The sequence below is a fragment of the Halostagnicola larsenii XH-48 genome, assembly GCF_000517625.1.
Classification (GTDB): Archaea; Halobacteriota; Halobacteria; order Halobacteriales; family Natrialbaceae; genus Halostagnicola; species Halostagnicola larsenii.
In genome coordinates, this window is record NZ_CP007055.1 from 668626 (window position 1) to 694496 (window position 25871).

Consider the following 25871-nt stretch of genomic DNA (forward strand, 5'->3'; position numbering starts at 1 on the left):
AAGAATCTAGTACGATGGCGTCGTAGTACCACGTAATGTTCGCGGATCGAACCGACGCCGGCGATCGACTCGCAGCGGAACTCGAGCGCCGCGGGACGAAAGCCGACGTCGTCCTCGGCATTCCTCGCGGCGCGCTGCCGGTCGCCAGACCGGTCGCGGACGCACTCGATGCCGATCTCGACGTCGTCGTCGCCCGAAAACTCGGCGCGCCGAACAACCCGGAACTGGCCGTCGGGGCAGTCGCGAGCGAGGGAAGCGTCTGGCACAATGACCCGCTTATCGGGCGGCTGGGCGTCTCCGAGTCCTACCTCGAGTCGGTCGAGGCCGACGAAATCGAAAACGCACGCGAGAAGGCCGACCGCTACCGCGAGACGCCGGGTCTTCCGGACCTCGAGGGAACGCACGTGGTGGTCGTCGACGACGGCGTGGCGACGGGAGCGACCGCGATTGCGTGTCTTCGACAGGTCCGCGAGGCGAACGCGGCTCGAGTCACCCTCGCCGTCCCGGTCGGCCCGCCGGGTTCGCTCGCCGATCTCGAGGACGAAGCCGACGAGGTCATCGCCCTGCGAACCCCCGCCGATTTCCGCGCCGTCGGACAGTACTACCGGACGTTCGGGCAGGTGACCGACGAGGAGGCGATCGAATACCTCGATCACGGGTAACTGGCTCGTTGGACGTCGACTCGTCGTTCGGGCGTCTCGGGATCTCAGGACGACGAGTCGCTCATCACGAACGCGAAAACGAATAGCCCGGCGGCGAGGAGCACGATGTTGGTGAGCCCGTACTCGAGGAAGCCGACGACGCTTCCGCCCCAGACGAGCAGCCAGGCGAACCCCACCGACAGGATCGCGTTCAGGACGGCGACGACGCGCGGGTCGCCCTCCGAGGACTCGAGTCCCTCCCGAAAGCCGGGGCGATCGCCGTTGGAGTCGCTCATGGCACAACTGGCGGTCGTCGATCACTTAGTCGTTGCTGTAGAACGGCACGAAGCGGCCGTGTGATGCCCGCTCAGGGCTCGCGGAGCACGCGCTCGTCTTCAGGTTCGATCGGAAACCGGTTTTCGAGCGTTTCCGCACGCTCGAGTTCGTCGTCGGTGACGAGCGCCGCCTCGAGATCCGAGCGAAGCCTCGAGGACTCGAGATCCGTGCCGATGAAGACGAGTTCCGTTCGTCGATCGCCGTGGTCGTCGTCCCACGCGAGGTCCGGACGATTCGATCGGTACAGTTGCCGATCGACCTCGGGGAGGGACGCGATCCACGGGCCGCGGACGGTCGCCCGGATCGAGGGGCCCGCCTGACTGATTTCGACTTTCACGTCGCGGCCCGCGACCCACGCGATCCCCTTCGATCGGACGACGCTCGAAGGAAGCGATCGGAGGAACTCGTGGAACCGTTCCGGGTGGAACGGTCGCCGCTCGCGGAAGACGAACGAGTCGACGCCGTAGACCTCGTCTGGGTGGCGATGGTCGTGGTCCGTTCCAGGAGGGCCGTGGCTGGCCGGTTCACTATCGGGTTCGGCGTGTTCGTCCCCCGCGAGCGCGCGCTGCCAGCCGGCCCGTTCGCCGAGCGTGGCGGGATCGAACCGGTCCCCGTCGAAGAGTCGGTCGGGGTCGACCACGCTGAACTCGGTTCGAATTAGCTCGGCCGCCGGTTGGAGCGCGTTCACGAGCGTCTCCGCGCGCTCGAGTTCGTCCCGGTCACAGAGGTCGGTCTTGTTGAGCAGGACGACCGAGGCGACCTCGAGCTGTTCGATCAGAAGATCGGAGAGGGGGCGGGTCGAGGCGTCCCCATCCACAGCGGATTCGGGATCTGCGCCGCGACGTTTCGGTGTCGCTGTGCCGTCGAAGGAGTCGAGAAAGAGTCGCGTATCGAGGACGGTGACCAGCGCGTCGATTTCGTAGCGGGCTGCGACGCGAGAACTCGTCGTAAAGAGCCGAGCGACCGGCTCGGGTTCGGAAATTCCGGATGACTCGACGATCAGCCGATCGAATTCCCGGTCTCGGGCCAGTCTGACGACCGCGGTCTCGAGGTCGTCTCGAAGCTCACAGCAGATACACCCGTTGGATAGCTCGGCGACGCCGCCGCTGACCTCGAGTTCCGAGTCTTCCGCGACGCGTTCGGCGTCGACGTTGACCGAACCCATGTCGTTGACCAGCACTGCGAGGTCTCTCTCGCCAGCGTTCCGAAGCAGGTGATTGAGCAGGGTCGTTTTGCCGGCGCCGAGATTCCCGGACAGGACCGTGACGGGAATCGAATCCTGTGACATCGACTCGCCATTGGAACCGTGCCACTACAAAGGTTGTACTCGACGGCAGAGTATGGTTGTACTCGACCGCAGAAAATTCACCGCGAGCGCGCTGCGTGTGCGATTCTCAGTTCGGTACGACCGAATCGTCGGATACGGTCACCGCAGGTTCGTCTTCGGAGTCGCCGGGGAGTTCGTCGATCGCGTCGACGGGGGCGGCAGGCTCGTTGACTGCATCGGTCGAAGTGTTTCGCTCGTCGATCGAGTCAGCAGCTTCGATCGTGTGACCCGTCTCGACGTGGTGGGCGATCGCCAGCCCGGACCGTTCGCTCGTCGAGTGCTCTTCGGCGTCGGTAAGCGCCCAGTCGCAATCGAGACAGTAGTGGCTCACATCCCCCGTCGAATCGCTGTTCGATTCATCGATACCCTCGCTCGTGGATCCCGACGACGCGCCGGTCTCCTCGAGCGTGATCGTCGGACCGCCATCGTCGCTGTGCTCGATGACGATATCGTAGCCATGGTAGGTAAATTCGACAGTGCCGGACCGCTGTTCGCCGTTTCGTCTCGGTTCGAAGAGTTCGTCGAGCGCCTCCGGGTTGATAACGTCGTACAACGGCGCGTCGAGTTCCGTTGGATCGACCCCGTCCATTTGTGCAACTTTTCGAACCACCTTGACACTAAGTGGCTCCGAGTCGGACCGCGTCTCGAGTGTGCCGGTAAGTGTTGTTTCCATTACTGTGGTTCAGGGCTCGATTCGGCATAAACACTCGGGAATACTCAGTCCCGAAGCGCTCGTAAACAACCGAAATACGACCGATTCCGGATTTCAGCCACGATCGAGCGAAAAGATCCGTTCACCGAACGGTTTGAAACAAAATCATCTTTCATGTGATTTTGCTCGGTCGTCGGGAGCCGATTCGAGGAAGACCGACGCAGCGGAATCTCGTTCGCTTCGCAACAGTATCTCGTCGGTGATGTCGTATCCGCGCCCGTCGAGCGTCGCAGCAATCTGAGTGATGTCGTCGTTGGTCTCCCCGACGACGTGAATGTGGACGTTTTTGGTCCCGGTCATGATCTCGCGGACGTTGACGACGCCGTCGATCTCGTGGGCGGCTTCGACGAGGGCTTCTCTCTCTGCGATCTGTGCCGTACAAATAAAAAGCACTTCGAGCGGGAGGCCGGCCTTCTCGTAGTCGATTTCCGGGCTGTATCCCTTAATGATTCCACGCTCCTCGAGGCTCGTTATCCGTTTCCCGACCGTACTCGGGGAAACGCCGACTCGCTCGCTGATGTCGGCGTTCGAGTTGTTCCGCGCGTCCTGTTGGAGGGCGTACAGAATCTCTCGATCGACGTCGTCGAGGTCCGCGGACATCGTATCACAGGGTGAGTTACGAGTACGTATAAACGGTGACCATGAATCGAACGGAGCCCACGGATCGCTCGAGGTCGACATCGCTGGCTCGCCGCAACGACCCTACTCTTCGGCGATCCGGCTCCCGCCCGGTGGCATGAAGTGTTGAATCTTGTCCGGGCTGGCGATCTTTCGAACGAACGATTCGTCCTCGAACCGCTCGCGGAGTCGTCGATAGAGCCGTTTTGCCGCGTCGGCCTGTGCGTACCGACCGGGTTCGATATCGATGGTCGTCACCGCCCGCTCCTCGATCGCCGACGGCGGGCCGCCGATGACGCGGGTGTAAGGTTCACACTGGATCCCGACCGTGACGCCGACGGGCGTGCTCTCGTGATACGTTCGATCGCCGCGGACGGCGAATCCCCCTTTCTCGAGGTACTCGCCGCTTTCGGGGGTCTTGGTCACCTGATCGGAGTCGACGACGTAGACGTCGCCCGCGTAGCGTCCGTCCTTCCAGACCGACGAATAGGAAACCGCGAACTGCGCCGCCTCCTCGATACTCGAGTCGGGGATCTCGACGTCGCCCGAGGAGGCTTCGCTCGGATCGGTCGCTTTGAGCACGGTAACGGGACCGCCGTGAGCTTGCGTGTGCAACACTTTGTCTCCCCGCTCTAGGTACTTCTTCACCAGTTCCTCGTTCTGATCAGCGTTGCGCCCGCCGATGACGAGAAAGTCGTCGCTCGTGTGGAACCAGCGGAAGCGGTCGAACCACGGCTCGTTCTCGCGGATCGGGATCGACGGCTCCGCGAGCCAGTCGCGGTCCGCTCCGTCGTCGTCCGCCTCGTCGTCTGCGTCTCCGTCGTCGGCCTCCCACTCGTCGCGCCGACGCTTCGCATCCGCCAGATCCTCGCGGGTGTCCTCGATGGCCGCGAGGGCCCCCTCTTTTTTCTCTGCGATCTGCTTGGCCTCCGTGTAGAGGCGATCTGCGTTCTGCTCGAGGCCGTCTCGAGCCAGCAGTTCGATCCGTTCGCCGTCGATGTCGACGGTGATAGTCCCCTCGCTCCCGTCGACGCCGACGACGGCTTCGGCGGCCTCGATGCCGCGAGATTTCCCCTCTTCGAATCGCTCTTCGATCTCCTCCCACGGACGGTCTTGCTCTCTTTGCGTCTGCACCGTCGAGAGGATCTCGTCGACGAGGTCGTAGTTTGCGTACAGCAACTCCGCGCGCTCGCGCTGGGCCTCGGCCTGCTGTTCGAACCCCTCGATGGCTCCCTCCTGCTGTTCGATGATCCGCTCGTACTTCGCGATCTCTTCCCCGAAGTCCGGCCGCTGCGTGGTCGGATCCGGCTCTTCGTCGTCGAGTTCGAGTCGGAAGAAGTAGTCGTCGAGCGCCGTCAAGAAGCTGTCGTAGGCCTCGCCTGCGAGGGCCGCGTGCTCTTCGAGCGGGAACGGGGTGGCGTCGACGACGCGGTTTGCGGACCGTTCGTCCCCGCCGTTGTCGTCCCCGTCCTCGTTTTCGTTGTCTCCCTCCGCACTCTCCTCGGCGTCGACGTACACTCGAGGCTCGAAATTCCCGTTCCGGATGTCGAGCGCGAGGCGCTCGATGGCCTCGTAAATCGCGTCGTAGTCGTCGTCGGTCGCGTCGTCGATGTCGAGGGCCTTCTCGACGCCCGCGCGGGTACAGACCTCCTCGGCGTAGAGGCCGCCGAAGTTCAACTGGGTCGCCAGCGTCCTGACGACGTCCGTATCGGAGTCTTCCATCTCGAGGTCGAACGCCTCCCGGGAGACCGTAAGCGGGTTCGTCCGCGAGTCGGGGAACTCATAGCGCGACCCGGGAACGACGGTCCGGGACTTGAGCCGGACGGTCTCGAGGCAGTCGATCACCTCGTACTCGCCGTCGGTCACCGCGATATTGCCCTGTCCGAACAGTTCGACGATGATTCGCGTTGTCCCGTCCTCGCGCTCGAAGACGAACTCGAGGATGCGGTCGAACTCGAACTGCTCGACGCCCGCGAAGTCGGCCCCGGAGAGCCGGTTTCGAAGCATCATCGCGAACTGCGGTGGGCGTCCGGGGGCGTCCGGTACGCGCGTCGGATCGACCGTATGGGCACGTTTCGTTTCGCCGACTTCACAGACGAGTTCCATCCGCCCGCGGTCGAAATCCCGCATCTTCAGTCGGAGGAGGTCGTCGCCGTAGAGATAGGCCTTGTCGACTTTCGCACCCTCGTACGCACCCAGTTCGCGAACGAGAGCGGCGAGGTCGACGCTGGTGAGTTCCCGCTTCGGATCCATACACGCATCTGCTTTGCGTGGCCCAAAAGGCGTGTCGTTCCGCACGACGATGCCTCGAGCGGGATGTCGGTGGTCCGAGACCGGTCGAACGGCAGGGTTGTGGTCCTCTGGACCTGCTACCAGAAGTCGAACTCCAGTTCCGAGAACGCGGCCAATTCGTCGGAAACGGAACTCGAGGTATCTGCCGGCTCGGTCGATACCTCTTCGGTCACCGCCGTTTCGTCGTCCGACGTGACATCCGAGATCTCCACCGATTCGTTCGACATTTGTACCGATTCGTTCGTGACCGTTTGTGAGACCTCCTCCGAATCGTATTCCGTCGCTCCGTCGTCCGAAAAGTCATCCGCCGGATTCTCCGGTTGGGCCGGTGACTCGAAATCGTATTCGTCGGCGACGTCTTCCGCCGCCGCTGCTTGTTCGAATGACTCTTCGTAGGTCTCTGTCGTCGAATTCGGGACTTCGTCGGACAACTGTGCCGTCGCGGATCCGGTAAATAGCGCGCCGCTTACCACGGCGACGCCCGCCGCCTGTAACACGGATCGTCGGTCATGCCGAGACTGTTCTCGCTCGCTTGTCTTCGTTTCGTCCATTCGTATCATGCTCGCAGGGAGCACCTGATTCCCATCGGACGCGGGAGTAAAACCCCGGTATTGTCGACGCGAACACTCTCGAGTAGCCGAACGATAGGTTCTCACCTCGTCGTCCGTGGGGAGACACTACGAACGAATGGGCGCGACTAGCGTTCAGTATCCGCTCCTTTCGAGTCCGTCGCAACGAGACGATTCGCTACCGATATCGCCCGTCACAACCCCGACACGACTGTACTAGAGCGATACTTCGTCTCGCATTCAGAAAGCTAATCAGTCGCAGTCTCCGTTGGGCACACATGAACGGAGCGCTCTATGCACTCGCGGAACCCTCTCTCGAGCGGAGTTCTGGAGGCTCTCGAAACTGATGGCGGGAGACCAAGACGGCTGGTCCGACGTGTACCGGCTCCCCCAGTTCTTCGATCGGATCGACGACCAGCAGGCGGTCTCGATCCGGGACGCGGTCGACGAACTCGAGATCGACCTCGAGATGGATGTCGACGGCGTCGTCTATCACGACCGGGGGATCCGGGTCCCCGGCTACGATGCGACCTTCATCCGCGAACCGGAGTCGGCCAGGGACGTTCCCGCCTTCAGCGTCCAACTCGACGCGGTCGGGCCCCGAAGCACCTGGGCCGTCTTCGACGCGTCGAAAGAGTGGGACGCGTACCTTCTCACCGCGGACGACGTCGCGGCGGTCGCCTGGGTGAGCGACGAGGAGTTCGCCTTCGAGGAGGCACGAAACTTCTCCTCGAAGGATACGGCAGTCGGCGCGGGTCGGTTCTCGTTCGGGATCTTCTTCTACGAATCCCTCGAATGGGACTCGCTGGCTTCCGAACTCGAGGGCACCGACTCGCCGGCGCTGTTACACCACGACGACGGGTCGACGTACTATCCACAGACCCAGTCGGAGTTTTATCGGTACGTCGACTCCTCGCCGGATGAATTCCGTGAGAGCGGCGGCGGCGCGCCATCCTACCTCGGCGTGCTCGAACTCGAGGTAACGATCGACGACTAGCGGAGCGGGGTACGTCCGTCATGCGTTACGTCCAATATGCGAATTTTACGCCGTAGAAAATAACATCCAGTCGACAACACGGTCAGTTCGCTCGGGCCAGGGGGGACCCGAGCGAGTCGGTGAACACGCGGACGACACACGGGGAATGTGTCGTCCCTGCGTGGTGAACGGGATGTGCGATCACATTGTCGTTGTGGGGAGATGACAATGCTATCCGACAATCGTCGGCACTCGCTAATCCTGGTGGAGTGATTATAAATTTTATGCTCGACGTGTATGCGAAATTCTGCTAGCACGTCGTAGTTCCAGACTCGACGCTCGAGCGAGTTGTCGTTCGATGGCTGGCTAAAATCGGATGACAGCGCTAGCGAGGGGGACGCCTGCCGTTCACAGCCGTTTGCTCACGTACGGCCCGTCCTGATGATAGCCGAGTTTGTTCCGGTAGTACTCTCGAGCGCCGATACCCGAGATGACGCTCACTTTGTCGAAGCCGGCGTCGGCGGCCAGCGATTCGGCCCGATTCATCAGCTTGCGGCCGTAGCCGCGATGTTGGTGTTGGTCCGTCTCGCCGTCCTCGCCCATCGTGACTTCCGAGCCGTAGACGTGCAGTTCCCTGACTAGCGCCGCGTTCTCGAGTTCGCCTCTGACGGGGTCGTTCGGGAATCGAAGCCGGCAGAAACCGATCAGGAGGTCCTGTTCGAAGTCTTCGAAGCTGATGAAGTGTTCGGTCCCGCCGCTCGCCTCGTAGGTCATGACGTCGAGTTCGACCTGGTCGGGTTCGGCGTCGTTCATCCCGGCCTCGCGACAGCGGATACACTCACACTCCCAGCCGTGTTCGTCCATCCGCTTTCGCGCGAGTTGCCGGAGGTTCGACTTCCAGACGCCGGCGTCGATGTAGTCCGCCGGAATGTCCCGTTGGACCCGCTGGAGCCGCGTATAGCGCGGGATCATGTCCTTGATTTCGGCGACGAGTTCCGCGGCTTCCTCGTTGTCAAGCGGGTCGTACTCGCCTCTGTGCCACCAGTCGTAGGTCGCCGTCCCGCGGACGATCAGCGTCGGATATATCTTCAGGTAGTCGGGCTTCCACTGCTCCTGTTCGAAGATGCGCCGGAAGTCCTCAAGACACATCTCCCTGCTCATTCCCGGCTGGCCGGGCATCATGTGGAATCCGACCTTGAACGCCGCGTCCCGCAGTCGCTGGTTCGCCTCGATCGACTCCTGAACGCCGTGGCCGCGGTGCATCTCGCGGTTGATCCGCTCGTAGGTCGTCTGGACGCCGACCTCGACTTTCGTCCCGCCGAGGTCCAGCATCCGGTCGATCTGCTCGGGATCGCACCAGTCGGGTTTCGTCTCGAAGGTCGTCCCGATGTTCCGGATGTCGCCCGTCTCGTTTTCCGCGATGACGTCCTCGAGATACTTCCACTCGTACTCCTCGGGATCCTCCGCGAAGCTCACGCCCTGGGCGGGTTCGGGCTCCTTGTCCACGTCGTAGTCGTTCATCGCCTCGAGCGCTCGCTTGACGAACCACTCCTGGTAGTCGTGGCTCCGGGCGGTCATCGTGCCGCCCATGAGGATCAACTCGACCTTGTCGATCGGATGGCCGATCTCTCGCAACTGCTCGAGTCGAAGGGTAACCTGCCCGTAGGGGTCGTAGTCGTTTTGTACGCCGCGGGCGGCTGCTGGCTCCTCGCCCGTGTAGCTCTGGGAACTCGAGAACTCCGAGTCCGGACCGCCGGGACAGTACAGACACTTCCCGTGCGGGCAGCGCTCGGGCGAGGTCATGATCGCCACCGGCGAGACGCCGGAGGCGGTTCGGACCGGTTTGCGCTGGAGGACCGATTCTAAGTCCTCGCGGTACTCCTGGGGAGCGTAATCTAGCAGCTCGGAGTTTTTGGGCACTTTCGGTGCCGAGTGCTCCGAGCAGGCCTCGAGTTTGGCCTTCTCGACCTCCTCGCGCTCGACCTCGCCGTTGATGATCCGCTCGACGAGCGTTTCACAGACCCGCTCGAACGCTTCGGTTTCGGTCGGGTCGGGCGTGTCGGTACTCACTATACCGTTTTCGGTGCCCTCGGCGAATAAGCGTGTCGGACTCTGCCCCCTCGGCGACGGACCGTTTCGTCGCAGGTGCCGTCCAGACGGGTTCGCAACGTTCACCAGGACTCGAGCGAAAGCCACCGACGATGGATTCGACACGCCGAATCACCGCACTCGAGGCGGTTCCCGAGGAGTCGACGTTCGTGTTTCGCGTTGTCGATACCGACGACGATGCGAACGAGGTCGAGGAGGCGATTCTGGTTCGCCAGGATGGCAGACTCGAGTGTTGGCTGAACTACTGTCAGCACTTCACGCACATCAAACTCGACAAGGGAACCGGCGCGGCGATGCGAAACGGCGAAATCATCTGCGAAAACCACGGCGCGTATTTCGAGGCCGATTCGGGCGTCTGCACGTTCGGCCCCTGCGAGGGAGCGTACCTCACGGCCCTCGAGGTGGCCGTCGACGACGGCGACGTCTATCTCACCGATGAGGGATACGATCTCCTCGGTCCGGGGCCGATCCCGACCGACGAGGTCGATCGGGCCTCGAGTTCGAACGTCGAGTTCTGATCGAACGGTTGGTCATCTGACCCAACAGTTGGTCACTCTGCGTTTCGGAGCGGCCCCGGCGATACGAGGTCCCGGTCCTGATTGTACTCGACGAGGTCCGCGCCGACGAGTCGCGGGAGGTGGTCGTGATAGAGCGAGATGTAGACGTTGGCGACCTCCTTGGCCGATAGTTCCGCGACCGGTTGTCCGGCTTCCCGCTTTGCGACTTCCTCTGCGGCGTCCGGGAGCGTGATGGACTCGCCGTAGTCGTCCATCACCGCGAGAAAGAGCCGTCGCCGACGGTCGGCGAGTAGCTCCAGCGCGTCGTCGACCGTCTCCGGCAGTTCCTCCCGGGACTCGAGCCACTCGAGCATTGTCAATGCGAACTCGGCGTAGTCGGACGGTGGGTGAGCGGGCGTAGTCATGAATTCTTCGGGCCCCAGCGGTTCACGTCTCGGCACCTAGCCTGCACACTAAATATTAGTGTCGAAACGGTAGCAGATACGTTCGGTTCTCGGTACTGTCTCATGTCGTCAACGGTCGTGCTGGTGCGAACGTCACGAGGGCTTTCGATTGGAGTCTCCGAGATCACTTGCTGATTAGCACCCGAGATTACTCGATGGTCAACACCGGTTCGTCGACTGCTTCGCTCTTGCAGGAGGGACACCTCGAGGGGAGATTGAGCAGGTCGTCGAAGCCGTTGAACCCGCAGTCTCGGCACGTCGGCGGTGCGACGAGGAACTCTTCGTCGGTGCCGTCGACCGACCGAGCGACGTGCTCTGCGTGTCGAACGATCGAGTGGGGCGTCAAGTCGAAGTCAACCGCGAGTTCGCTCGGAGTCGAAGCCTCCGTTCGCAGTGCGTCCGTGAGCCGCTGTCGCGTCGTTTCGTCGGCCTCTCGCATACATCCGTCTCAAGTGGCCGGCGGGGGATAGGTGTTCGCTCTCGCAATGACGGCAAAATCGGTCGCCGGAGAAAGGGTAAGTGACTTACATACTGGTGCTGAAATCCGGACCATGAAGGCCGTCGTCCTGGCAGGTGGGTACGCGACCCGAATGTGGCCGATTACGAAACACCGGCCCAAGATGTTCCTCCCCATCGGCGAATCGACCGTCATCGATCGGATTTTCCGATCGCTCGAGAACGACGATCGAATCGACGAGGTGTACGTGAGTACGAACGAGCGGTTCGCACCCGATTTCGAAACGCACCTCGCTGACAGCGAGTTCGAAAAGCCTCGACTCTCCATCGAAGACACCAGCGAAGAAGCCGACAAATTCGGCGTCGTCGGTGCGCTCGCCCAGCTCGTCGAACGCGAAGCGGTCGACGACGACCTGCTGGTGATCGCCGGCGACAACCTGATCAGCTTCGAGATCTCCGAGTTCCTCGATTACTTCGAACGAACGGAGACGCCGACGCTCGCCGCCTACGATGTCGGCTCGCGCGAGAAGGCCTCTTCCTACGGACTGGTCGAACTCGAGGGAGACCGAGTCGTCGACTTTCAGGAAAAACCCGATGACCCGAAGAGCACGCTGGTTTCGATCGCCTGTTATGCGTTCCCACAGGATTCGGTCTCCCTGCTCAGGACGTACCTCGAGGACGGAAACAACCCCGACGAACCTGGCTGGTTCGTCCAGTGGCTCCAGAACCGGGAACCGACCCACGCCTTTACGTTCGAAGACGCGTGGTTCGACATCGGCACGCCCGAAAGTTACCTCGACGCCGTCGCCTGGCACCTCGACGGCGAATCTATGGTCGCCGAGACGGCGACCATCGAGAACGTCTCGGTCGGCGAGAACGTCCACGTGATGGACGGGGCAACGCTCGAGGACTCGGAACTCGACCACGCCGTCATCTTCCCCGACGCGACGGTTCGAGACGGCGACATCCGGCGCTCGATCATCGACGAAGGAACGCACCTCGAGAATCTCGACCTCGCGGGTGCGCTCATCGGCGCTCACACGACGATTACGAACCACGTCGGTGAGTAAACCCGGAGTAATTCCGCCCACGAGGGCCCAACGCAACCGCTTCGGCGCTTTCCGTGGTTTGATCCACCGGTAGATCTATTGAGGAACACCACTCTATGGTATCGACAAGCCCATGCGTACCGTCGAGGCAGTCCTCCAGCGACGCGCGGAATCGGTGCCCTACGAGGCGCTCGCAGACGCGTTCCTCGAGTTCGATCGATTCAGCGGATCGAACCCGCTGTTGTTGATCGCCGAAGCCGCCGCCTCGACGACCGGCCAGAGCTTCGCTGGCGGAATCCGGCCCACCGTCGAACGGTTTCGAGAATCGTTCGTCGAGAGCGGCCGACTGACCTCGTTCGCTGAGCTCGCGTCGCTCGCGCTCGAGGACGACGACCTCGTCGACGCCCTCGGGGCTCGACGAAAACGCCACGTCCTCTTGGAGATCGCTGACCGACTCGAGGACCGCCCTGAAGACGACGACTTCGACTCGCTCCGTGCGTGGGCGGCGCAAGTGGACGTCTACCGCTACGAGACGGATCCGATCGGTCGCATCTCCGGCGTGGGTCCCTCGAGCCTGCAGTACCTCCGTATTCTCGCCGGCGTCGACACGATCAAACCGGACCCGACCGTCGCGGCGTTTCTCGAGTCGGTCGCGGCGGATCTCGAGTCGTCGCCGCTCGACGCGTCGACGCCGCTTCGGGGAATCGCGTCCTGTGAGTGGCTGGCAGTCCACACGTCGTTTCGCCGCCTCGAGATCGACCGTCTCGCCTGGTGGCTGGGAGCGAGCGACGCCGAGCGGACTGCCGTCGCAGACCAGCACGCTCTCTGAGCGGTGCGCCCGATTCCGATTCGGCGGGTGGGTCCTGACAGGGAAACCCTGATACCATCACCCGCCGAATCGAGTCCCATGAGCGACAACGCCTGGACCGATCGGATCGTCAGCGAGCGGATGAGCGTCGATCAGGAGTTCTCTCCGCGAGTGGAGAGTTCCCGCTTCTCGAGCCAGGAGTGGAGCCTGATCATGACCGCGACCGAGTTCGAAATCGAGCAACCAGAAAATCCCGAACAGGCTCGCATCGTCGCGAACACCGAGAACGTCGACAGCATCCTCCCCGAACTCGAGAACGTCCGATCGCAGATGGGGGCGATGGGCGCGGGCGGGCAGGCCGGCGCTGAGGGCTCGAGTTCCGGCGGCGTCGTCGACTCGCTCAAGAGCGCGCTCGGAATGGGCGGAGGCTCTTCGGGTGGGTCCTACGACGCGGAACGCGAGGCCGCGGAGACGCTCACCCAGGAGTACGCCGAGGAGTTACAGAACCGCCTCGAGGCGAATCATCGATGGGAGTCCGTCTGTGACGCCGCGGCGGAAAACTGACGACTGCGTCGGTGGCCGTGCCGGTGATGATCTGGCTGGCTGATGAGCGCGAATCGGGTGCCAGCCCCGTTAATCGCCCGCATGAAAGAGATTGAGTTCGCTCGTCTCGTAGATGTTCATGAGTTCCGTGATCAGTTCGTCGTAGGATTCGTCGTCGATGCGCAGTTCGTCCAGGCGCTCTACCGTCTCTTCCTCGAGTTCGACTGATGGCATACCCGATAGTACGGCGTCGACGGGCAAAAACACCGCGGCGACACTGTGTGTTGGTGAAACGTCTGGATCCGTGAGACCGATCGACCGGGAGGCGCAAGTCACAGCACCTTTAGGCTGGCTCCGTGAGGGTAGACGTATGACAGACGAAGTAGAGACGATCACCTTCTCGATAGACGCGGACGGCGAAGAAACGGAGACCGTAACGGTGCCGGCGGGCCTCGTCGACATCGTCGCCGAGGGCGACCAGAGCCCGACCGAAACGCTCGGCGACGTCGCGCTGCTCTCGTTCGCGAGTCGCGCCCACCACGTCGTCCACCACGGCGAAGGGTCGGACGAAGAACTCGAGGCACAGGAGGCTCGAGTCATGGACCTCTTCGAGGAGCGGTTCGGCGTCACGTTCGGCGAAGCGACCGGCCACCAGCACTGATCGGACGACCGACTCGTTTTTCGGCGGCTGCGATCGATCTGTAACCCTGCGTTTCTCGCGGAGTGACCGATACAACGTTGGGTCGAGGCGGTTCGAACACCGCTCTTCGCAAAATTTAGGTTCGATTGCCTGAATGTCTTCCTATGGGTTCGTTCTGGAATCTCGCTCGAGAGCGGTTCAGCCTCCGCGACACTGTCGTACTTCTCGCGATTCTCGGCGTCGTTGCCGTCATCTTTGACAGCTCCGTCGGTACCTATCTCGCTATCGTCGGCGCTATCGCCGCGCTCAACCTCGGTTACGTGTTCGCCGATACACGCGGGTTCGACCGCGATCTCGTTTCGTTCGCCGTCGTGCTGTTGGCGACAGCCGTCATCGCCGTCATCATCGTCCTCGAGCCCGTCGGACTCGAGTACTATGCCTTGCTCTCCATCGGCGTTATCGGCTCTCTCTTACTGGCTAACAGCGTCTTTCCGCGCAGTCGACTTCCGTTTTGAAGGGGAGTACCCGCGGGAGAGCGCCCGTGGCACGAAACCAGGAAGAAGCGACTGACTGGAACGGAGACGGCGTCGAACCTCCGCCGCCGAGACGCTACGAGGCGACTCAGTTGACCGCCTCGGTCACTCGAGCGCTTTCGTTTACGCCGTTCGTGGGGCCGCCATCCCCACCGGCGTCGGCCCCACCGTCGTTCTGCGGCGAGTTCGCCGGCGGCTCGTCCGCATTCGCGTCCCCTTCTCCCGGAGAACTCTCGGATGCCTCGTCCGTCGTCGCGTCCTCCTCGAGCGGTGCGCCCTCGTTATCGCCGTCGGCGGCCCCCGCGTTTCCGGGGTCGGCAGCCTCGGCTCCGTCGCCTTCCGTTTCACCGTCGACGGGATCGCCGCCTTCGGTCGTCCCATCGTCCTCGGTCGGCTCGTCGTCTTCAGCTATCCCATTGTCCGCGGTTGATTCGTCCGCGTCCGACGTGTCCACCTCTCCGGTCACGTTCTCGCCGTCATCGACCCCCTGGTCGACTGCGCCTGTCTCCTCCGGCGGTGATTCGATGGTCACCGTCGCCGTGTCGCTGTCGTTCTCGCTCGAGACCGTCGCGTCGTACTCGCCGGGCTCGAGGTCGTCCGTTTCGACGACGAACGAGACCGTCTCGCTCTCGTCTGCTGTGAGCGAAACCGCGTTGGACCCCGTTGTGCCGTCGACCTCGAAATCTATCGACTGTTCGCCCGCTTCTTCCCCGACGTTCTCAACGTCGACCTCGAGCGGAAGGTCCTCGCCCTGTTCGACCGGTTCGGTCGGCTCGAGAATATCGACCGCGAACGCGGCCGGCTCGGTCGGATCGATCTCGCCCGCGGGATCCGTTTCGACGACGATCGGTTCGTCGTAGTCGTAGAAGCCCATGTCGACGATCCAGGCGAGTCGTTCGTCGTCGTCCTCGGGCGTCCAGTCGACGGTGAAGGAGTTCGATCCGGGTTCGAGTTCGGTCGGCGGCTGGTCGTCGGTGGTCCCCTCGAGTTCGCTCTCGACGACCAGGTCCGCGTCGTTCGGGTTGTCGTAGCCGAACGTCACCTCGATGCCGTCGTCGGTCGGCGTCGTGTCCTCGACGGCGAGTTCGGGACGCTCCGGACGCACCTCCTCGACGCACTCGCTCGCGTTCGGATTCGCGTAATCGATGCTCCCGGGAGTCGCGTCGGGCGAACTGAAGCCGACGATGGCCGCGCCGAAGTCGCCGCCGGGAATCTCGACGATCGGTCCCTCGTCAGTTTCGCTCACCGCGAAGTCCTCGCCGACCTCGAACACGACCGGCTCCTCGAGCGGGGCGTCGATATCGTCGCCGACCGTCACCGAGTACTCGCCCAGACTGTTTCCGATCCCGCCGCTCTCGTAGAAGGTCGTCGCCACGATGATTCGGTCGCCGTCCTCGAGCGACCCCGTCACCTCCGCCTGCGAACAGGTCGGGAACTCGGCCGCGAACGACTCGGGCGCATCGTCCGGTTCGACCGTGTACTCGACGGATTCGTTCTCGAGAACCTCGCCGTCGTCGAGCCCGTTCTCGCCCGTCGAAACCACCGTCACGTCGAGCGTCGTGTTCTCCTCGAGCGGCGGCTCGAGGGCGATCGTCTCGTTGGCGATCGTTTCGTTCGCGTCGTACGGGCCACTCGAACCGATCTGGCTCCCCTCATCATCGGTTACGGTTAGTCCGTATTCGACCGTCGCGTTCGCCTCGTCGACGACGAGCGTCGAGCCGTTCCCGGTCTGGTCGGCCACTTCGAGCGTCGCTTCGGGCTCGTCCGGTGGGTCGGGTTCGTCGTCCTCGAGCGTGTACTCGATCGACTCGTTGGCGAGTTCCGTCTCGTTTTCGACGTCCCGGATCGAGACGTCGACCGTCGTGTTCTCCTCGATGGGCGGCTCGAGATCGAGCGTCTCGTTCGTCACCGACTCGTTCGCCTCGAACGCGTCGCTTTCGGCCGTTTCGTTGCCGTATTCGGCAGTGATCGCGTACTCGACGGATGCGTTCGCCTCCTCGACGAGCAGCGTTTCGCCGTCGCCGTCCTGATCGCTCACCGAGAGTGTCGCCTCGGGTTCGGCCGGTGGCTCCGGCTCCTCGCCCTCGAGTGTGATGAACGCGCTGTCGGCGACCGGCGTGCCGCCCTGCGCGACGTACGGCTCGTCGTCTGCGCCGTCGCTCTCGACGTACTGGAACGTTTCTTCGCCGGTCGTGTCGTGGTGGACCGCCGCGACGACCGGCCCGTCCTCGGAGAGCGGTTCGTTCAGTTCGATCTCGACGTCCTCGTGATCGCCCGACTCGAGATATTCCGAGTTCCCGATGACCCCCTCCGGGTCGAGGCCGATGTCGAGGCCGCCGTAAACCGCGACGAACCCGCCCTCCGAGAGCGAGACGTTGTCGACGGTGACGGTTTCGCCGGTGCTGTTCTGGTCGTCGGTGGAAATCGATGCGTTGCCCTCGAGTTCGTCGACCGCATCGACCCGCTGGACGACCTCGATTTCGACGTACTGGACGATCTGGGATTCGTCGTCGATTCCTTCCGCAACGGCGTACGCGACCGCATCACTGGCCGTCTCCTGGGCCAGGAGTTGCAGCTGCGAGACGCTGATCTGCTGGGACTGTATCGCGCTTGCGATCTCCTGACAGGCGCTCGAGGCCGCGATCTGCACCTGTTCGATCGACGCCTCCTGTGACTGGCCTAACGCGCCACTAGACGCACCCTCGGCCAGCGTCTGTACCTGCACGATGTCGACGACCTGCGTCTGGCGGACGGCGCCCTCGCCGGCACCGAACGCTGCGGCCTGGACCTGTTCGATTTCGACGGTCTGGCGTTGAATCGCCGAATCGAGGGCTCCCGTCGCCGCCCCGGTCGCCGCCGCCTGAATTTGAGTGATCGAGACCGCCTGTTGCTGGACGAGCACGCCCTGTGCGCTACCGTCAGCTGCAGCCTGAATCTGTTCGACCGATGCTTCTTGGCTCTGGACGATCGCGCCCGTCGCCGCGCCGAACGAGGCTTCATGAACCTGCGTGATCGAAATCCGCTGTACCTGCTCTATCGAGACCGTCTGGAGCTGTTTCAGCGGCCCCATGGCAGCGCCGTGGGCCGCTGCTTGCGTCTGCTCGACGCTCACCTCTTGTTGCTGGACGAGCGCTCCTTTCGCGGCTCCCGTCGCAGCTTTCTGGATCTGCTTGATCGTTACCTCCTGTCGCTGTTCGACTTCGAGTCGCTGCTCCCCCTCGAGGGCCGCTTCGGTGCTCCCCTCGAGTGCGCCGCCTGCCGCGCCCGCCGCGGCGGACTGGACGTGCTCGAGCGTGACCCGCTGGCGCTGTTCGGTCGTGATCGTCTGGTACTGCTCTAAGACGCCGTAGGCCGATCCCTGCGCGGCTTCCTGGATCTTCGGCGCGCGATCGACCCCGGTTTCCCCCGCGCTGGCTGCTGCGCCCGTAGCTGCGCCGAAACTCGCCACCTGTAGCTGTTCGACCGTCACGCGCTGGTGGTGGGCTATCGCACCGTGGGCCGCGCCCCAGGTCGCGCTCTGCATCTGGCTCGCGTTGACCGTCTGGGATTGCGAGAGCGTGCCCTCCGTCGCACCGGAAACGACGGCCTGGACCTGCGTCGCGTTGGCCGCCTGGGCTTGCATCAGCGAGCCGTGGACCGCCCCCGCCGTCGCGGCCTGAATCTGTTCTGCATCCGCCTCCTGATATTGGCCAGCGGACGCGTTCGCCCCCTCGAGCGCCGCCGCTCGCTGCTCGGCTGTGATCTCCACGCCCTGCGATTGGGCGAGTTCGATGCCCTCCTCGACACCGGCTTCGACGGCGTCTTGACCCTCCTGCGTGAGCGACGCGGCCGCGGTCGCCGACTGCGCCGGGCCGGATATCGGCTGTGCCGGGCTAGATACCGACTGTGGCGGACCGGATGCCGATTGCGTCGGACCGGACGCCATCGAGACCGTCTCGAGGTGGCTGTCCTCCGTCGCGGTGAACTCTGTTACGCCAACCCGATCGCGCGCGTTCCCGTCGTCGACGTTCTCGAGAGCGGCGTCGTTCATCGACTCCCGGTCGGACAGCCCGCCACCGAGAAACGGCAGGGCGACGACGCTCAGGACCACCGAAACGGCGATAACCGTCGATACGGCGGGTTTCAGGTGGCTCATCGGCTTTCTCGCCCCTTGGCGCCGGTCGTTTCCCGATCAGCCGTCGCCGCCGACTCGTTCGTTCGGCCATTGCCGCCCGATTCACGATCCTGATTTCCCCTCGCCACGTCTCCCGTGCTATCTATCCCCATACAACCGACCACCGGGACGAATCGGCGCTTAAGCACCCCGTTCGTTCCAGTTAGGGGGGCGATACAACCTCGGATTGCCGCGAACTCGTGTTTGGAGAATCTCCCACACCGAGCGACGTCCCGAGATATTCTGCCACTCGAGACTCGAGCGAGGGACCGCTCGAATCATCGTCGTATCCGACAGGTAAGATTCGATTAGGGTCGTCGTCGCGGGGCGGTGTGGGTTGCGGGGCGAAACTCGGTAAACCGAAGTTTTGATAGCGGTTTACGGACGAGAAGGGGTATGCAAACCGAACAGGGGTCGGTCGATCTCGTCGAGGGGGACGTGGTCCGGGTGTTCGCTCGAGCGGCGTTGCTCGCCGCGCTGATGGGGGCGACCGCGTTCGTCGCAATACCGGTTGCGGGGGTTCCGGGAACCCTTCAGATGCTCGTCGTCTTTCTCGCCGGGTTGTATCTGGGTCCGGTGTGGGGGCCGTTCGCGATCGTCCTGTACCTGCTCGCGGGCACCCTCGGTGCGCCGATCTTTTCCGGCGGCAACAGCGGACTCGGCGTCGTGCTGGGACCGTACGGTGGGTTCCTCTTGACGTTCCCGATCGGAGCCGTGCTCATCGGTGCGATCGTCCACCGCGGACGCGACCTCCGCGATCCGGCATCGGTCTCCCTCCCAGTCGTCGTCTTCGCGCTCGTCGTTGCGACGACAGCCGTCTACCTCGTCGGGTTTCTGTGGTACGCATGGGTTTCCGAAATGGCCGTTCTCGAGGCGTTCACCGTCGTTGCACTCCCGTTGATCCCGGGCGACCTGCTCAAGATGGCCGCCGCGGTCGCGATCGTTCGATCCGGCCTCATCGAGGCGACGTGAGGACACAGACCCACCAACACACATGATCGAATTCCGATCCGTCACCTACGGCTTCGACGACCACGCGGTGCTCGAGGACTGTTCGCTCGAGATCGAAGACGGCGAGTTCGTCCTGCTGGCGGGCGCGAACGGGAGCGGAAAAACGACGCTTCTGCGGCACTGTAACGGGCTGTTATCGCCCGACTCCGGCGAGGTGCTCGTCGACGGCGTCTCGGTCGCGGAAAATCCTGTCGCCGCACGAACGGCCACCGGAATGGTGTTTCAACACCCGCGAGATCAGTTCGTCGCGGCGACCGTCGCCAGCGACGTCGCCTTCGGTCCCGAAAACCTCGGCCTCCCGCATGCGGAGATCGATCGTCGCGTCGAGGACTCGCTCGCGGCTGTGAACCTCGAGGGGCGAGGCGACGAACGCATCGATACGCTCTCGGGCGGCGAGCAATCCCGGGTCGCCATCGCTGGCGCGCTGGCGATGGAACCGACGCATCTGCTGTTGGACGAGCCGTTTACCGGTCTCGACGAACCGTCGCGCGAGGCCGTCATCGAGCGACTCGAGTCGCTCTCGAGTGACGGAACGGGCGTCGTACTCGCGACCCACGACCTGCGAGACGTCAGCCGTCTCGCGGACCGGATCGTCGTGATGCGAGGGGGAGAGATACTCGAGGACGGCCCGTCGTCGCGGGTGCTAGAGCGCCTGGACGGCCTCGACGTGCGAGCACCGTCATGATCGCCACCATCGGCGCGATCGCCAGTATCGACGTAATCGCCGCCACACAGCGGGCGGGAGCCCTCGGACGCTGCCTCGAGATGTCCCATCACTCCGTCGAACGAACCGTCTCTGGGGGTGCTCGAGACGAATGTTGACCTACGAGCCGGACGATACCTTCGCACACCGCTTAGATCCGCGCTCGAAGCTGGCGGTAACGGTCGGATTCGCCGCGACGGCGCTTGCACACACCGAGGTCGTTCCGCTGATCGCGTTTACCGGCTTCGTGCTGGTCGGACTCGCCGTCGCGGGTGTCGGGCTCTGGCAAGCCCTGTACGGGTATCGCTTCGCGCTCGTGATCCTGGCGGCCGCGCCTGTCGTTTCGATGCTCACGCTCGGCTCTCCTTGGCTCGTCCTTCCGGACGCGGTCGGTCCCGCACTGGCCAGTTACCGCGTCCTCTTGCTCCTCCTGTTCAGCACCGCCTACGTCAGATCGACTCCGGCCCGCGACTCCCGAGCGGCGATTCAACGAACGATTCCCGGCAAACTCGGTCAACTGCTCGGCATGGGAGTCGGCCTGGTCTTCCGGTTCGTTCCGGTGGTCCTGAGCGATCTTCGACAGATTCGTCGAGCGATGGCCGCCCGACTCGGAACCGAACGCAGCACCGTCGACCGCGTCCGGCGAATCGGCATTCTCGGCCTCTCGAGAGCGTTCGCTCGAGCCGATCGGCTGTCGCTCGCGATGCAAGCGCGGTGTTTCTCGTGGAACCCGACGCTTCCCGCGCTCTCGTTCTCGCGGGTCGATTGGATCGTCTCCGCGCTCGGGCTTTTGCTCGCACTCTCGGCGCTGCTCTAGCCCGCCTACTCGTTCTCGCCGGTCGTACCGACCGGCGTCGGAATATCAGATCCGTCAGCTAACTGCCGTTCGAAAAAGTCCCGGTTCCGCCTGATCCGCGCTTCGTCCCACGTCCACCACTCGAGTTCGAGCAGTTTCTCTCTGATCTCCCGAGGGAATCGCCACTTGATGCGTTCGGCTGGGACGCCGCCGACGACCGAGTAGGGTTCGACGTCGCGCGTAACGACCGACCCGGCCCCGATAACCGCGCCGTCGCCGACAGTGACGCCCGAGAGAATCGTTGCGTCGACCCCGATCCAGACGTCGTTGCCGATCGTGATCGGACCGCTCGAGGTCGGCGGCAATTCGCTGTCGAGTACCTCGTCGTACAGTCGAATCTGCAGCGACGGTCTCCGCGTGTCGTGGTTGGTCTGCTGAAACGTGCTCCCCTTTGCGATCGCACAGTACCTGCCGAACTCGACAGCGCCGATCACGTCGCAGTTCGGCTCGAAGTTCGTCCGTTTGCCGACCGTCACCTCACCGTTGAGGATACACCCGCGGCTCACCCTCGTCCGCGGTCCGAGGTCGACCGACCCCCGGAACAGACAGCCGCTCGAGACGCGGGCCGAGCGGGCCACCTCAAGTTCAATCCCCTCCACGTACCGGTTGATCAGGCCGTGTGCCACCGATGGATATCCGGCCGTCGAGAGCACTCGGTCGAGCGTCGAAGCGAGGTTCACACGTGGTACTCCACCAACGCCGTTCCGGATATAATTCACTGAACGGATGTGAACAGTCCGTTTCGACAACCCACATCGATTCGCGATTGGGTCGAATTCGTCGCCCCGTTGAGTCCTCCTCTCAGTTCGCTTCGGGATCCGCTGTTGGGCTCGAGGGAAGTTCTCCGAGACAGTCTCGACAGTACGTAAAGACGAAGTCGTTCGCGGTTCCGCAGTACGGACAGCTCGCGGGCTGTTCGGGATTTCGCATACTACCGGCCGATTCAGATGTCATATTCCGTAGTTGGCGGTTCATACGTATATCCACTATCCGCACGTGTGCAAGCCTCCACGTCCCATGGCCAGCAGATTAATCAGGTACCTCGAGCCGGCGATAAGATTGATATGTTCGCACTTGCTATCGCAAGTTGCGAAGGAGGAGGATGGGGGGAAATCTGTTGTTGCCAACAGACCGATCATCGCTGACACACCATTCTTCCCCGACGCATCCCCGTCGCTGGGGACCCAACGTCAGGCCCGTTCGGGCCTTTTACAGACGGGAATCAGGGAATGCCGTGCTCAATCGGCGAGAAGGGGAACTGATCGCCTTGGCCGGTTTCTTCGGACGCTTTCACACTCGCGAAATGATATCGGGAAGCGAACCGCCTGTCATGTACTCCGTTACTGTCCCGAATTAGTTGAAATCGCCGGCAACAGACGTATCCGGGAGAGTCCGCTGACCACAGTATGGCAACGAAACCGCCGCTCGAGTGTCCGATCTGTCACGCACAGATCAGGCACGGCCACAAATTAGAGCACCACTTGATCGACAATCACCGAAAGCGCCAGCTCGCGAAGTTCGTTGCCACCGAAACGGTTGCCATGGAGAGCAACGAGATCTCGGAGTGAGACCCGAGCGCAACGGTCGGCGAATTGCACCGAGCGGATACATACTCTCCTCGATCGGTCCGTCTCGAGCCAAGCGTTTCGCCATTATTCACCGTTCACGCCCTCGAAGTCGCTGGTGTCGACGATGATGATCGGATCCTCGCGCCCGGCACCCGTGTACGGCGACGTGTAGTCAGCAACGATTCGAATATCCTCGCCGACGATGGCTCGAAGGAGGTCCGTGTAGTACTGCGAGAGCTCCTGCGCTACGTCGTTGGTTTCGCTTCCGAGATATCGATCACCTGGGGGCTCGTAGACGAACAACTCGGATTTGGCACACAGCGTCCGAATCATCGCCGCAGCCGACTCGAAACCGAACGCGCTGACCCAGTGGTGGTGAACCGTCAGAAACAGGACGACATCGGACGCGGGCAACTCGGCGACCGTCTCCGGTGTGATCTCGGCCGCTCGGAACGACACGTCGCCGTCAGAACCCCTCTCTCTGGCGGTTCTGATCGATTTCTCGTCAGAATCGATCCCGACGGGCTGAAGCCCGCGTTCGGCCGCTCGAACACAAAAGAACCCCTCCGCACAGCCGATGTCGAGCAGCGAATCGTGCTCGGGTTCGATGTGGGACTCGATGCGCTTCCAGCGCTGTTCGTTGTCGATTCGCCGGTCTTGATACCGCGGTTTCTCGAGCAACGGAGTGTTTACCCGGAGATATTCTTCCGCCCCGCGTTTGAGCCGCTCCGAGCCGCCATCGCGGTAGAGTTCGACGGCGCGTTTGACCAGTGCGATCGGCTTTTGCTCCGTGGTGACGGTCGTCTCAGCCATCGTAACTCGACCCCCGGTGTGCTCTCGAGGTGGGCATGGGTGCTCGACGCCGACAACGTCCTTGATGCTTCAGCCGGCAAAGTCCGCTATTTTATACCCACATCCGTGTTCGTATCGTCCGATCCTCGTTGCGGACGAACACGACTTTTCATGCCTCTCACTCAAAACAGGATTCTCGAGGTCCGCTGAGTCCAACCCCGCAACCTCCCGTTTCTTGGAATTATTGTGTGAATAGGGGCATGATATGGGGGGATTTGAACCACGGTCGCAGCGAAGCTGCTCCCTGATTCAAATCCCTCCACCGGCTTGCTTCGCTCCGCACGTACTGTTCGTCGCAGAAGGCAAGCCGGTGGAGGGATTTGAACCCTCGACCTAATCCTTACGAAGGATTCGCTCTGCCAGTCTGAGCTACACCGGCGCTGTCGACATCACTACGTAGGTCCGAAACGGGCCATAAGGGTTGCGAATCGTGTCCGCCCCGTCGGGCGGTGAATTTGGGCGGCGTCACCGCTCGAGTCGCACGTCCAGACAGACGTTGAGTTCGTGGGGCGCGTAGGATCGAACCACCCGACGGTTCTCGACGGTGACGGAATACTTCGGCTCAGCGGCCTCGCGAATCGCTCGCGCTCCGGGGCCGAACGGATCGTCTTCGTGCTGGATGTCGTAGTAATGAAGCATGCACTCCTCGCCCGCGATCTGGACCGCAGAGTCGAGGAATTCGTCGGCACTGTGGGGGAGGTTCATCACGAGTCGGTCGGCCCACTCTTCGTACTCCGGCGCGACGGTGCGGACGTCCCCGCAGATTCCGCTGATACGATCCTCGACGCCGTTCTTCCTGGCGTTTTCGCGCAGATACTCGATTGCCGTCTCGTTGATATCTACGCCGACGCAAGTTGCGCCGCGTTTCGCGAACGGGACGACGAACGGTCCGACGCCGGCGAACATGTCGAAAGCCTGCTCGCCCGACGAGACCTGCTCGGCGACGCGGTGGCGTTCGGTCGCCAGCCGCGGCGAGAAGTACACCTCGGCGAGGTCGAGTTCGAAGGTCGCGCCGTATTCGCGGTGGACCGTCTCGGTCCCCTCGCCCTTGAGGACCTCCCAGTCGCGCGTCCGCGTCTCGCCTTTGACCTTCGAGGCTTTGTTGAGGACCGTCTCGAGGGGTAGTTCCGACTCGACGATCGCGCGCGCAATCTCCCGCGCTCTCCCGTCGTCGTCCTCGTCGAGCAGCGCGGCCGTTCCGAGTCGTTCGTAGGACGGCTCGAAACCCAACAGATCCGCCGGTCGCGTCTGCGTCTCCCGTTCGGGAACCGCTCGAGAGACGACGTCCAGATCCGCGGGAACCCCAGTAGTCTCGGTGACTGGGATATAGAGCACGCCATCCTCGACGGAAATTTCGTACTCGTCGTCGATCAGGTCCGCGTCCGCGAGCGTCTGGCGCGTCTGCTCACCCGCCTCGCTGGGCACGCGGACACACGGCACTTCCATACCGCAACTGGCCGCCGGGCGACCGTAACGGTGACGTTTCGCACCTCGAGCGGAGATGTGCCTGCTACTGGAACCGGACGCTGCCGCTTCGCGAACTGTTTTGGGGCTCCCATCGTAGCTGCCCGTATGGAGCGACTCACGACCGTCGAGACGGTCCACGAGGAAGGCTCGTGGCTGTTTACGGTCACTGACAGGCACGGCGAGCGCGAGGAAGTGATCCTCGTCCCCTGCGAAGACAGTGTCGAGGAGAGTTCGACAAGCAGTCAGCCTGGGGCTGACGATGACGTCGAGGCGTGGATCAACCGCTGTACGCACGAAGCCCAGCGCTTCGATACGGGCCGGGGCGTGCCGATGCGAGACGGCCAGATCATCTGCCCGCGCCACGGCTCGCTTTTCGACTCCTGCTCGGGGTACTGCGACAACGGAGAGGCGGCCGACACGACGCTGCCAGCCGTCGATATCACGGTCCATACCGATGGGACTGTCTTTCTCACCGACGACGATGCGACGTTCGCCCACGAAGGGGGTATCGATGACGACGGCGGCCCGGACTCGACGTCGCACATCTCGCTCTGACCGCTCGATGTCGCACATCACTTCGACCGCACGAGGTCGAGCAACTTCCCCGTCCTGATCACTGCGACGAAATCGAAACGACAACAGCCCTCGAACGGCCTGAATCACGACTCGAAACCTTCTAGGCTCGGCTGGT

The 25871-nt window shown here is 63.0% G+C and carries 30 protein-coding genes and 1 tRNA gene; 14 read left to right on the plus strand and 17 right to left on the minus strand.

The features are described 5' to 3' along the window. Positions 1 to 35: 35 nt before the first annotated feature. Positions 36 to 662: a phosphoribosyltransferase gene (locus HALLA_RS03270; RefSeq protein WP_049952044.1), complete on the plus strand. Its 627-nt coding sequence runs from the start codon at positions 36 to 38 to the stop codon at positions 660 to 662. Positions 663 to 706: 44 nt separating this feature from the next. Here the strand turns inward: HALLA_RS03270 and HALLA_RS03275 are convergent, their stop codons facing one another. The 6 genes from HALLA_RS03275 to HALLA_RS03300 all read right to left on the minus strand — a co-directional run bounded on the left by HALLA_RS03275 (position 707) and on the right by HALLA_RS03300 (position 6477). Then, positions 707 to 937: a hypothetical protein gene (locus HALLA_RS03275; RefSeq protein ID WP_049952045.1), complete on the minus strand. Its 231-nt coding sequence runs from the start codon at positions 935 to 937 to the stop codon at positions 707 to 709. A gap of 71 nt (positions 938 to 1008) precedes the next feature. After that, complete coding sequence (locus HALLA_RS03280) at positions 1009 to 2265, minus strand: CobW family GTP-binding protein (RefSeq protein WP_049952046.1); 1257 nt, start codon at positions 2263 to 2265, stop codon at positions 1009 to 1011. A 106-nt stretch (positions 2266 to 2371) separates the two neighbouring features. Next, positions 2372 to 2977, minus strand: coding sequence for a HalOD1 output domain-containing protein (locus HALLA_RS21705; RefSeq protein WP_178113819.1), 606 nt, complete (start codon positions 2975 to 2977; stop codon positions 2372 to 2374). A gap of 144 nt (positions 2978 to 3121) precedes the next feature. After that, positions 3122 to 3616 carry an Lrp/AsnC family transcriptional regulator gene (locus HALLA_RS03290; protein ID WP_049952047.1) on the minus strand — a complete coding sequence of 165 codons (495 nt, stop codon included), beginning with the start codon at positions 3614 to 3616 and terminating at the stop codon, positions 3122 to 3124. A 102-nt stretch (positions 3617 to 3718) separates the two neighbouring features. After that, complete coding sequence (gene rqcH, locus HALLA_RS03295) at positions 3719 to 5887, minus strand: ribosome rescue protein RqcH (RefSeq protein ID WP_049952048.1); 2169 nt, start codon at positions 5885 to 5887, stop codon at positions 3719 to 3721. A 116-nt stretch (positions 5888 to 6003) separates the two neighbouring features. Beyond that, positions 6004 to 6477 (minus strand): hypothetical protein, encoded by a 474-nt coding sequence (locus HALLA_RS03300; protein ID WP_049952049.1) that lies wholly within the window; start codon positions 6475 to 6477, stop codon positions 6004 to 6006. A 361-nt stretch (positions 6478 to 6838) separates the two neighbouring features. Here HALLA_RS03300 and HALLA_RS03305 point away from each other — a divergent pair, with 361 nt between their 5' ends. Next, positions 6839 to 7492, plus strand: coding sequence for a hypothetical protein (locus HALLA_RS03305; RefSeq protein ID WP_157231386.1), 654 nt, complete (start codon positions 6839 to 6841; stop codon positions 7490 to 7492). 387 nt (positions 7493 to 7879) lie between these two features. Here HALLA_RS03305 and HALLA_RS03310 read toward each other — a convergent pair whose 3' ends face one another. Next, positions 7880 to 9541 (minus strand): tRNA uridine(34) 5-carboxymethylaminomethyl modification radical SAM/GNAT enzyme Elp3, encoded by a 1662-nt coding sequence (locus tag HALLA_RS03310; RefSeq protein WP_049952051.1) that lies wholly within the window; start codon positions 9539 to 9541, stop codon positions 7880 to 7882. A 131-nt stretch (positions 9542 to 9672) separates the two neighbouring features. Between HALLA_RS03310 and HALLA_RS03315 the strand changes: the two genes are divergently transcribed. Next, on the plus strand, positions 9673 to 10098 hold the full coding sequence (locus HALLA_RS03315) for a Rieske (2Fe-2S) protein (protein ID WP_049952052.1): 426 nt from the start codon (positions 9673 to 9675) through the stop codon (positions 10096 to 10098). 32 nt (positions 10099 to 10130) lie between these two features. Here HALLA_RS03315 and HALLA_RS03320 read toward each other — a convergent pair whose 3' ends face one another. Together HALLA_RS03320 and HALLA_RS03325 are read right to left on the minus strand one after the other, a co-directional pair. Then, a complete protein-coding gene (locus tag HALLA_RS03320) occupies positions 10131 to 10502 on the minus strand; it encodes a DUF7344 domain-containing protein (protein ID WP_049952053.1) in 372 nt (123 codons plus the stop codon). A gap of 187 nt (positions 10503 to 10689) precedes the next feature. Further along, the gene (locus HALLA_RS03325; protein ID WP_049952054.1) at positions 10690 to 10980 is read right to left on the minus strand and encodes a transcriptional regulator; all 291 of its coding nucleotides are present in this window, start codon (positions 10978 to 10980) and stop codon (positions 10690 to 10692) included. Positions 10981 to 11092: 112 nt separating this feature from the next. Here HALLA_RS03325 and HALLA_RS03330 point away from each other — a divergent pair, with 112 nt between their 5' ends. The 3 genes from HALLA_RS03330 (at position 11093) to HALLA_RS03340 (ending at position 13418) form a co-directional block, all read left to right on the plus strand. Next, positions 11093 to 12067, plus strand: coding sequence for a sugar phosphate nucleotidyltransferase (locus HALLA_RS03330; protein WP_049952055.1), 975 nt, complete (start codon positions 11093 to 11095; stop codon positions 12065 to 12067). Positions 12068 to 12179: 112 nt separating this feature from the next. Beyond that, positions 12180 to 12875 carry a hypothetical protein gene (locus HALLA_RS03335; protein WP_049952056.1) on the plus strand — a complete coding sequence of 232 codons (696 nt, stop codon included), beginning with the start codon at positions 12180 to 12182 and terminating at the stop codon, positions 12873 to 12875. Positions 12876 to 12953: 78 nt separating this feature from the next. After that, positions 12954 to 13418, plus strand: a complete 465-nt coding sequence (locus HALLA_RS03340) for a DUF5799 family protein (protein ID WP_049952057.1) — start codon at positions 12954 to 12956, stop codon at positions 13416 to 13418. A 69-nt stretch (positions 13419 to 13487) separates the two neighbouring features. Here the strand turns inward: HALLA_RS03340 and HALLA_RS20925 are convergent, their stop codons facing one another. After that, positions 13488 to 13631: a DUF7557 family protein gene (locus tag HALLA_RS20925; protein ID WP_169732108.1), complete on the minus strand. Its 144-nt coding sequence runs from the start codon at positions 13629 to 13631 to the stop codon at positions 13488 to 13490. Between the two features lie 136 nt (positions 13632 to 13767). Between HALLA_RS20925 and HALLA_RS03345 the strand changes: the two genes are divergently transcribed. Beyond that, positions 13768 to 14058 carry a DUF7545 family protein gene (locus tag HALLA_RS03345; protein ID WP_049952058.1) on the plus strand — a complete coding sequence of 97 codons (291 nt, stop codon included), beginning with the start codon at positions 13768 to 13770 and terminating at the stop codon, positions 14056 to 14058. A gap of 143 nt (positions 14059 to 14201) precedes the next feature. Beyond that, positions 14202 to 14552, plus strand: a complete 351-nt coding sequence (locus HALLA_RS03350; protein ID WP_049952059.1) for a hypothetical protein — start codon at positions 14202 to 14204, stop codon at positions 14550 to 14552. 106 nt (positions 14553 to 14658) lie between these two features. Here the strand turns inward: HALLA_RS03350 and HALLA_RS03355 are convergent, their stop codons facing one another. Beyond that, positions 14659 to 18705 carry a DUF7282 domain-containing protein gene (locus HALLA_RS03355; RefSeq protein WP_049952060.1) on the minus strand — a complete coding sequence of 1349 codons (4047 nt, stop codon included), beginning with the start codon at positions 18703 to 18705 and terminating at the stop codon, positions 14659 to 14661. Then, entirely contained in the window at positions 18702 to 18836 is a 135-nt protein-coding gene (locus HALLA_RS21585; RefSeq protein WP_277921474.1) for a hypothetical protein, read from the minus strand. The genes HALLA_RS03355 and HALLA_RS21585 overlap by 4 nt, the downstream gene beginning before the upstream one ends. Positions 18837 to 19119: 283 nt before the next feature. On the opposite strand from HALLA_RS21585, the gene HALLA_RS03360 reads away from it, so the two are divergent. From HALLA_RS03360 to HALLA_RS03370, 4 genes are read left to right on the plus strand one after another with little or no spacing between them, the layout of a single operon-like run. Beyond that, the gene (locus HALLA_RS03360) at positions 19120 to 19695 is read left to right on the plus strand and encodes a biotin transporter BioY (RefSeq protein ID WP_049952061.1); all 576 of its coding nucleotides are present in this window, start codon (positions 19120 to 19122) and stop codon (positions 19693 to 19695) included. Between the two features lie 22 nt (positions 19696 to 19717). Then, positions 19718 to 20419, plus strand: a complete 702-nt coding sequence (locus HALLA_RS03365) for an energy-coupling factor ABC transporter ATP-binding protein (protein WP_049952062.1) — start codon at positions 19718 to 19720, stop codon at positions 20417 to 20419. Further along, entirely contained in the window at positions 20416 to 20556 is a 141-nt protein-coding gene (locus HALLA_RS20410; RefSeq protein ID WP_157231316.1) for a hypothetical protein, read from the plus strand. The genes HALLA_RS03365 and HALLA_RS20410 overlap by 4 nt, the downstream gene beginning before the upstream one ends. Then, on the plus strand, positions 20550 to 21254 hold the full coding sequence (locus HALLA_RS03370) for an energy-coupling factor transporter transmembrane component T family protein (protein WP_049952063.1): 705 nt from the start codon (positions 20550 to 20552) through the stop codon (positions 21252 to 21254). The genes HALLA_RS20410 and HALLA_RS03370 overlap by 7 nt, the downstream gene beginning before the upstream one ends. A gap of 5 nt (positions 21255 to 21259) precedes the next feature. Here the strand turns inward: HALLA_RS03370 and HALLA_RS03375 are convergent, their stop codons facing one another. Together HALLA_RS03375 and HALLA_RS20415 are read right to left on the minus strand one after the other, a co-directional pair. Further along, on the minus strand, positions 21260 to 21973 hold the full coding sequence (locus HALLA_RS03375; RefSeq protein WP_049952064.1) for a CatB-related O-acetyltransferase: 714 nt from the start codon (positions 21971 to 21973) through the stop codon (positions 21260 to 21262). A gap of 121 nt (positions 21974 to 22094) precedes the next feature. Continuing rightward, complete coding sequence (locus tag HALLA_RS20415) at positions 22095 to 22247, minus strand: DUF7577 domain-containing protein (protein ID WP_157231317.1); 153 nt, start codon at positions 22245 to 22247, stop codon at positions 22095 to 22097. A gap of 452 nt (positions 22248 to 22699) precedes the next feature. Here HALLA_RS20415 and HALLA_RS20930 point away from each other — a divergent pair, with 452 nt between their 5' ends. Next, positions 22700 to 22861, plus strand: a complete 162-nt coding sequence (locus tag HALLA_RS20930) for a hypothetical protein (protein WP_169732109.1) — start codon at positions 22700 to 22702, stop codon at positions 22859 to 22861. 84 nt (positions 22862 to 22945) lie between these two features. Here the strand turns inward: HALLA_RS20930 and HALLA_RS03380 are convergent, their stop codons facing one another. The 3 genes from HALLA_RS03380 to HALLA_RS03390 form a co-directional block, all read right to left on the minus strand. Then, positions 22946 to 23674 (minus strand): class I SAM-dependent methyltransferase, encoded by a 729-nt coding sequence (locus HALLA_RS03380; RefSeq protein WP_049952065.1) that lies wholly within the window; start codon positions 23672 to 23674, stop codon positions 22946 to 22948. A 344-nt stretch (positions 23675 to 24018) separates the two neighbouring features. Then, a tRNA-Thr gene (locus HALLA_RS03385) sits at positions 24019 to 24092 on the minus strand. 86 nt (positions 24093 to 24178) lie between these two features. Then, positions 24179 to 25159: a class I SAM-dependent methyltransferase gene (locus HALLA_RS03390; protein ID WP_049952066.1), complete on the minus strand. Its 981-nt coding sequence runs from the start codon at positions 25157 to 25159 to the stop codon at positions 24179 to 24181. Positions 25160 to 25285: 126 nt separating this feature from the next. Between HALLA_RS03390 and HALLA_RS03395 the strand changes: the two genes are divergently transcribed. Further along, the gene (locus tag HALLA_RS03395; RefSeq protein ID WP_049952067.1) at positions 25286 to 25735 is read left to right on the plus strand and encodes a Rieske (2Fe-2S) protein; all 450 of its coding nucleotides are present in this window, start codon (positions 25286 to 25288) and stop codon (positions 25733 to 25735) included. Positions 25736 to 25871: the final 136 nt, after the last annotated feature.

What these genes read in the sequence shown, in the direction of transcription:
- HALLA_RS03365 (WP_049952062.1), top strand. Translation starts at nt 19,718, where the DNA reads ATGATCGAATTCCGATCCGTCACCTACGGCTTCGACGACCACGCGGTG.
- HALLA_RS21705 (WP_178113819.1), bottom strand. Translation starts at nt 2,977, where the DNA reads ATGGAAACAACACTTACCGGCACACTCGAGACGCGGTCCGACTCGGAG.
- HALLA_RS03360 (WP_049952061.1), top strand. Translation starts at nt 19,120, where the DNA reads ATGCAAACCGAACAGGGGTCGGTCGATCTCGTCGAGGGGGACGTGGTC.
- HALLA_RS03315 (WP_049952052.1), top strand. Translation starts at nt 9,673, where the DNA reads ATGGATTCGACACGCCGAATCACCGCACTCGAGGCGGTTCCCGAGGAG.
- HALLA_RS03390 (WP_049952066.1), bottom strand. Translation starts at nt 25,159, where the DNA reads ATGGAAGTGCCGTGTGTCCGCGTGCCCAGCGAGGCGGGTGAGCAGACG.
- HALLA_RS03300 (WP_049952049.1), bottom strand. Translation starts at nt 6,477, where the DNA reads ATGGACGAAACGAAGACAAGCGAGCGAGAACAGTCTCGGCATGACCGA.
- HALLA_RS03330 (WP_049952055.1), top strand. Translation starts at nt 11,093, where the DNA reads ATGAAGGCCGTCGTCCTGGCAGGTGGGTACGCGACCCGAATGTGGCCG.
- HALLA_RS20930 (WP_169732109.1), top strand. Translation starts at nt 22,700, where the DNA reads ATGGCAACGAAACCGCCGCTCGAGTGTCCGATCTGTCACGCACAGATC.
- HALLA_RS03270 (WP_049952044.1), top strand. Translation starts at nt 36, where the DNA reads ATGTTCGCGGATCGAACCGACGCCGGCGATCGACTCGCAGCGGAACTC.
- HALLA_RS03335 (WP_049952056.1), top strand. Translation starts at nt 12,180, where the DNA reads ATGCGTACCGTCGAGGCAGTCCTCCAGCGACGCGCGGAATCGGTGCCC.
- HALLA_RS03370 (WP_049952063.1), top strand. Translation starts at nt 20,550, where the DNA reads ATGTTGACCTACGAGCCGGACGATACCTTCGCACACCGCTTAGATCCG.
- HALLA_RS03380 (WP_049952065.1), bottom strand. Translation starts at nt 23,674, where the DNA reads ATGGCTGAGACGACCGTCACCACGGAGCAAAAGCCGATCGCACTGGTC.
- HALLA_RS20925 (WP_169732108.1), bottom strand. Translation starts at nt 13,631, where the DNA reads ATGCCATCAGTCGAACTCGAGGAAGAGACGGTAGAGCGCCTGGACGAA.
- HALLA_RS21585 (WP_277921474.1), bottom strand. Translation starts at nt 18,836, where the DNA reads ATGGGGATAGATAGCACGGGAGACGTGGCGAGGGGAAATCAGGATCGT.
- HALLA_RS03350 (WP_049952059.1), top strand. Translation starts at nt 14,202, where the DNA reads ATGGGTTCGTTCTGGAATCTCGCTCGAGAGCGGTTCAGCCTCCGCGAC.
- HALLA_RS03355 (WP_049952060.1), bottom strand. Translation starts at nt 18,705, where the DNA reads ATGAGCCACCTGAAACCCGCCGTATCGACGGTTATCGCCGTTTCGGTG.
- HALLA_RS03395 (WP_049952067.1), top strand. Translation starts at nt 25,286, where the DNA reads ATGGAGCGACTCACGACCGTCGAGACGGTCCACGAGGAAGGCTCGTGG.
- HALLA_RS03290 (WP_049952047.1), bottom strand. Translation starts at nt 3,616, where the DNA reads ATGTCCGCGGACCTCGACGACGTCGATCGAGAGATTCTGTACGCCCTC.
- HALLA_RS03275 (WP_049952045.1), bottom strand. Translation starts at nt 937, where the DNA reads ATGAGCGACTCCAACGGCGATCGCCCCGGCTTTCGGGAGGGACTCGAG.
- HALLA_RS20415 (WP_157231317.1), bottom strand. Translation starts at nt 22,247, where the DNA reads ATGACATCTGAATCGGCCGGTAGTATGCGAAATCCCGAACAGCCCGCG.
- HALLA_RS03345 (WP_049952058.1), top strand. Translation starts at nt 13,768, where the DNA reads ATGACAGACGAAGTAGAGACGATCACCTTCTCGATAGACGCGGACGGC.
- HALLA_RS03340 (WP_049952057.1), top strand. Translation starts at nt 12,954, where the DNA reads ATGAGCGACAACGCCTGGACCGATCGGATCGTCAGCGAGCGGATGAGC.
- rqcH (WP_049952048.1), bottom strand. Translation starts at nt 5,887, where the DNA reads ATGGATCCGAAGCGGGAACTCACCAGCGTCGACCTCGCCGCTCTCGTT.
- HALLA_RS03280 (WP_049952046.1), bottom strand. Translation starts at nt 2,265, where the DNA reads ATGTCACAGGATTCGATTCCCGTCACGGTCCTGTCCGGGAATCTCGGC.
- HALLA_RS03320 (WP_049952053.1), bottom strand. Translation starts at nt 10,502, where the DNA reads ATGACTACGCCCGCTCACCCACCGTCCGACTACGCCGAGTTCGCATTG.
- HALLA_RS20410 (WP_157231316.1), top strand. Translation starts at nt 20,416, where the DNA reads ATGATCGCCACCATCGGCGCGATCGCCAGTATCGACGTAATCGCCGCC.
- HALLA_RS03325 (WP_049952054.1), bottom strand. Translation starts at nt 10,980, where the DNA reads ATGCGAGAGGCCGACGAAACGACGCGACAGCGGCTCACGGACGCACTG.